The organism is Halomonas sp. 3D7M (assembly GCF_014897885.1).
GTDB lineage: Bacteria > Pseudomonadota > Gammaproteobacteria > Pseudomonadales > Halomonadaceae > Vreelandella.
In genome coordinates, this window is the sequence record NZ_JABUZF010000254.1 from 1 (window position 1) to 5489 (window position 5489).

General features: G+C 54.1%; 5 protein-coding genes and 1 pseudogene. 1 reads left to right on the top strand and 5 read right to left on the bottom strand.

What is annotated here, in order from left to right:
• Positions 1-231: pseudogene (locus INT22_RS15665) on the bottom strand (biotin synthase BioB); the annotation flags it as partial.
• A 210-nt stretch (positions 232-441) separates the two neighbouring features.
• On the opposite strand from INT22_RS15665, the gene INT22_RS15670 reads away from it, so the two are divergent.
• On the top strand, positions 442-1203 hold the full coding sequence (locus tag INT22_RS15670; protein ID WP_089039161.1) for a tRNA-uridine aminocarboxypropyltransferase: 762 nt from the start codon (positions 442-444) through the stop codon (positions 1201-1203).
• Here the strand turns inward: INT22_RS15670 and INT22_RS15675 are convergent.
• The 4 genes from INT22_RS15675 to trkA all read right to left on the bottom strand — a co-directional run.
• Positions 1200-2123: a DMT family transporter gene (locus INT22_RS15675; protein ID WP_193068519.1), complete on the bottom strand. Its 924-nt coding sequence runs from the start codon at positions 2121-2123 to the stop codon at positions 1200-1202. The two genes, INT22_RS15670 and INT22_RS15675, sit on opposite strands and share 4 nt — an antisense overlap.
• Complete coding sequence (locus INT22_RS15680; protein WP_193068520.1) at positions 2120-3373, bottom strand: TraB/GumN family protein; 1254 nt, start codon at positions 3371-3373, stop codon at positions 2120-2122. Before INT22_RS15680 ends, INT22_RS15675 begins: the two co-directional genes overlap by 4 nt.
• Positions 3374-3412: 39 nt before the next feature.
• Entirely contained in the window at positions 3413-4861 is a 1449-nt protein-coding gene (locus INT22_RS15685; RefSeq protein WP_193068521.1) for a TrkH family potassium uptake protein, read from the bottom strand.
• Between the two features lie 63 nt (positions 4862-4924).
• The coding region (gene trkA, locus INT22_RS21205) for a Trk system potassium transporter TrkA (protein WP_226912800.1) at positions 4925-5489 on the bottom strand (565 nt) is incomplete at its 5' end.

Sequence of the window (5489 nt, forward strand, 5' to 3'; positions counted from 1 at the left end):
CTGGGTATTGTAGTGACCGGACTGCGGGCAATATTTGCAGTCTTCCGGGCAAGCCCCCGTTTTAATCGACAGCAGGGTCGAGACCTGCACCGCGTTAGCATCAAAGTGGGCGCGATGCACTTGCTGAGCTTTAAATAGCAGGTCGTTGAAGGGCAGCGCGAACAGCGCATTAATCTCTTCCAGCGTCCAGTCGTGGCGCGGGGCGGCGGTATTGAAAGCGGTGGCGGTCACGGGTAAACCTTTTTTCTTTTGAAAGTTGACGAGACTCTAGCGGCGTTACGCTTTTGGTGTCAACTATTCAAAGTATGTTGGTTTACTACGAGTGGTTTTAGAGAGCTGGAGTTCGTCATGGTGGCCGGGCTGCTTTATACTCGGCGCCCTTTGTTAACCGTCTTTTGTTAATCGCCCTTTATTAATCGCCCTTTATAAATTGGAGCGCGGATGTCCGACGCTACGTCACAGCCCCCTGAGTCTTCTTCATTGACTGACTACGACCCTGCTACGGGGCATCCGCGTCCACCTCGGCGTGAATTTAAAGCACGGGGCAGTTTTGTCACACGCTGCGAAGGGTGCAATCTTCCTGAGCTCAACTGTCTGTGCCCTTATCAGGTGAAAGCGGATAGCACCGCCCAGGTATGGCTGTTGACCCACTCTATAGAACACTACAAGCCGACCAATACGGGGCGGTTAATTGGCGATGTGCTGACGCAAACCAGAGTGTTTACCTGGTACCGCACCGCGCCGGACGAAGAGTTAGCCGCGCTGCTTGAAGATCCGCGCTACGCGCCTTTTGTGATCTTCCCAGATGACCAGCCCGACTACGCGGACCGTGTGGTGGACATTAATGCTGTGCACGCTGTAAAGCAGCAGGCGCGTATTCCGGTATTTGTGATTTTAGATGGCACTTGGCGCCAAGCGCGGCGAATGTTCCGCAAGAGTCCTTATCTGGATGCGCTGCCGGTACTACCGCTGCGCACTGAGCGGGAAACACGCTATCGGTTACGCAAACCCGCCTCAAAAGCGCACCTGTGTACGGCAGAAGTTGCCATTGAACTGCTGCGCCAAAGTGGTGATGAAAATGCCGCTGATGTGCTAGACGATTACTTTGATGTATTTAACGATAGCTACGCTGAAAGCCGTTACTATCGCAAAATTGCTGAACCAACCGCTGCCATGCAGCGGCTATTAGATCGCAAGGGTTAGCGCTGAGCACCCGGTAGCCAGCGAAGCATCACTTTACGTACCCAGTACCAGCGGTTAATCAACAGGGCGGTAAAAATCAGGCTACAGCCAAGCAGCTGTAGCAGGGTCATGGTTTCGCCAAACCACCATGCGGCGAATAGGGCGGTCCACACGGCTTCAAGCATTAAGATAACTGCCGCGTGGCTAGGTGTGGTCATGCCCTGGGCTTTGATTTGCAGAAAGAAGCGCAGCGAACTTGCCAGCAGCACGCTGGCCATAAACCAGCCCAGAATTGAGGGGCTGAGCGCTAGCGGCTGATCCTCGGCGAACAAGGATAGGCAGGTCAGTACGCTGCCCACCGAGAGCAACTGTAGTGTGGTGAGCGGTAGCGCTGGCACGTTGCGCACCACGCGAGTATTGACGTTGATCAGTAGCGCGAAGCAGAGCGCCGCGCAGACCATTAGCAATTGACTAGCTTCTACTTTGAACCCTGCGTTTAGCGACAGGAGGGCAAAGCCCAGTAGCGCTACCGGCAGGGCGATCCAGGTAGAGCGTGGCGGACGGTCGCCAAACAGCAACCGTGCTACAACGGGTACCAGCAAAATTCCCAAACTGTTGATAAACGCGCTTTCGCCCAGGTGGTCAGAGTAATTTAACCCCAGAATCCAGAAGGCCATCGCGGTGCTGAACAAACAGCCTACCAGTACGCCGCGTCTTATCCTACGCGCGGGTAAGCGCCTTAGGGCAGGCCAGGCGAAGGGTAGGAGTATCAGTCCTGCCAGTAAAAAGCGCGTACCAATAAACAGCAACGGCGGCATACCCGCTAACGCTTCTTTAGAAAAAATCCAGCCGCCAGCGGCTANNCAGCCGCCAGCGGCTACCACCGTTACCAGCAATAGCAATGCATCAGCTTGCCATGGCGCTTGTTTGATCGTACTCACGCGGTGCCGCTACCGAACAGTGCACCGGCAATTCTAAAGCCTGCTACCCAGGTACCCACCGCAGAGCCTAATGTTGCCAAAATAAACACCAGCAACGTACGGGAGACGCGATTCTTCCACCAGCCTTTGAGCTCGGTGACATCATGGCGCAGTGTCGAAAAGTCGCGCACCTTCGGTTTGCGCATATAGAGTTCGACCCCCGCGGCGACAAAGCCTGCACCAATGGTGGGGTTAAGCGAGGTCAGTGGGGCGGCAAAGAAGGTGGCAATCACCGTCACAGGGTGCGCAAGGGCTGCTATCGTCGCGCCGCCGGATAAAATGCCATTGATTAAAAACCACTCAATGACCAACTGCCAGCCAAGCTCAGTATTGCGCGAAAAGCCGATCACAAAACCGGTGATAACCAGCGCGGTAATCAGCCAAGGGGCAGCTTTCCAGAGTTTAGACGGTGGCGGTGTTGCCTCCAGCGATTCACGCTCAGTGGTGGGGTTTTCAGGAAGCGGTGCTTCCAGGTGTTCACCGGTGCCTTTTAAATGCCCGGCACCCAGCACCACTAACACGTTTTGATAGCGCCCAGGCGGCGCTTCTTCAGCTAAACGCAGTGCCATATAGCGGTCGCGTTCGCGAATAAGCGGGGTATAGAGTGCTTCTGATTCGGCGGCAAATTCGCTGAAAGTGGCTTCCAGCATATCGCCTTCTTTGAGCTTTTCGATGTCCTCTTTGGAAACATCCTGGCGCGACATAACGCTGCCAATTAGCCCCGAAAATAGCGAGAAACGTTGCCACCAGGGGACATTACGGTAAATGCGTTTTAATGTAATGCCAACGTCACGATCGACCAACATTAAAGGCAGCTTGCGGGTACGGCACTCTTCTACTGCCGCACGCATTTCAGCGCCAGGCTGAATGCCTGACTGCTCAGCAATCCGTTGCTGAAACGCACCAAGCGCCAGACTTGCCGCTACCATGCCCGCTTTGCCCTGTTTAAATACCTGAAAAAGATCTTGTTCCCCCATGGCATCGGGGTTGTCCATGCTGTGATGACGTGCGTCGCATAGCTCAATGGCAACGGCATCGAAAGTGCCACTGTTGATTAACTGGCGAACGTCATCGGCACTTTCGGCAGAGACGTGAGCGGTGCCGAGCAGGGTATAACGGGTGCCGCCAACGGTGACGGTTTTTAACGGGCCGCTGGTCTTAGGCTGCGCGTTGGGTTCTTGCGCCAGCGGTGTTGCATCGTCATGGATCATTAATGTGTCTCAATTTGAATAGAAAGCATTGATACGTGTTTAACGACGCCAGAAGGCGGGTGTAAATAGCACAAGTACCGTGAAAATTTCCAAGCGGCCCAGCAGCATCGCGAGCACCAAAATCCACTTGGCTAGGCTGGGCAAGTCGCCGTAATGGCTGCTAGCTTCGCCCAACGCTGGGCCTAAATTGTTCAGTGTAGAACCAACGGTTGACCAAGCGGTAACTTGGTCAACACCTGTTGCCATAACGCCCACCAGCATCAAGAAAAATAGCATGACGTAGGCTGAGAAAAAGCCCCATACCGCCTGGGCGATGCTGTCGGGAACACTAACTTTACCCACTTTAACGGCAATCACTGCGTTGGGGTGAATAAGGCGCATGACTTCACGCATACCCTGCTTCAAGATCAGAATAATGCGGATTACTTTCATGCCGCCCGCCGTCGATCCGGAACAACCACCTACAAAGGCGGCGACAAATAATAGAAACGGTAACGCACCCGGCCAGCCTGAAAAGTCGGCAACTGCAAAGCCCGCAGTGGTGGCGACAGAGACGACTTCAAAGAGCGCGTGTCTCAGACCTTCAACATCGTCGTAGGTGTCCGTGAGCCACAAAGTAATCACGGTGATCGTGGTTAACCCAGCAAGAAATATCATTAAAAAGCGCGCTTCAGGGTCCTGAAAGTAGTGCAGCAAGCGCTTTTCACGCCAAGCAATAAAATGCAGGCTAAAGCTGAATGCTGAGATCAGCATAAAGCCAACGCAAATCAGCTCAATGGCGGCACTGTCAAAGTAGCCGATGCTGGCGTCATAGGTCGAAAATCCGCCAATAGCGACGGTCGAAAAGCTGTGTCCCAAGGCATCGAACCAGCTCATCCCCGCCAACATGTAAGCGACCATACAGGCCAGCGTTAGCGTTGCGTAGATGTACCACAGTGCTTTAGCGGTTTCGGTAATTCGCGGCGTCAGCTTTGAATCCTTTAGCGGCCCAGGAATTTCAGTACGGTACAGGGCCATTCCCCCGACACCCAAGGTGGGCAAAATGGCCACCGCTAACACTACAATCCCCATGCCGCCTAACCACTGCAACTGCTGGCGATAGTAAAGAATGGATTCTGGCAGAAAATCGATGCCAGTAATGACGGTTGCACCAGTCGTGGTGAGTCCGGAAAACGATTCAAATACCGCATCGGTGACACCGAGCGAGCCTTCACCAAACAGCATCAGTGGTAGCGAGCCGAAGAGGGCCAGTACGGTCCAAAACATCGCCGCAATAATAAAACCGTCGCGAATTCGTAGCTCTTTATGGGCGCGGCGATTGGGTAGGAAAAGCAGTAAGCCCGTTATCACTGAAATGGCGATGCCGCTCATAAAAGCGTGCCAAACACCGTCGCGAAACCAAAGCGATATCAGCATGGGTGGCAACATGGTGAGGCTAAATAGCATCAACAGTAGCCCTAAAATGCGTAGTATGACCCGCAAACTCATAGCAGTGGTTGCCTCATAGCGGTGGCCTGTTTTCTTGAAGAGCGTTGCCTAGAAGGCCATTGCCTAGAAGAACGTTAATCCCACTTGGAACAGCCGCTCCACGTCACGAATGCGCCGCTTATCAATCACGAACAGAATGACGTGGTCGCCGCTCTCTACCATCACATCCCCATGGCCAATCATGACCTCTTTGCCTCGCACAATGGCACCAATGGTGGTGCCTTCAGGCAGATTGATCTCAGCAATGGTCCGGCCCACCACTTTGGACGACTGCTTATCACCGTGGGCGATCGCCTCGATGGCTTCCGCAGCGCCACGGCGCAGTGAGTGTACATTGACAATATCGCCGCGGCGGACGTGGGTAAGCAGGCTGCCGATGGTTGCTTGCTGGGGGGAAATGGCGATATCGATCTCGCCCCCCTGAACCAAGTCCACGTAGGCAGCGTTGTTAATCAGCGTCAGTACCTTCTTGGCGCCCAAGCGTTTGGCCAGCAGCGACGACATAATATTGACCTCGTCGTCGTTGGTCAGAGCACAAAAGATATCGCAGTCTTCGATGTTCTCTTCTTCCAGCAGCCGCTTGCTGGTGGCGCTGCCGTGTAGCACCACTGTTCGGTCAAGCCGCTCG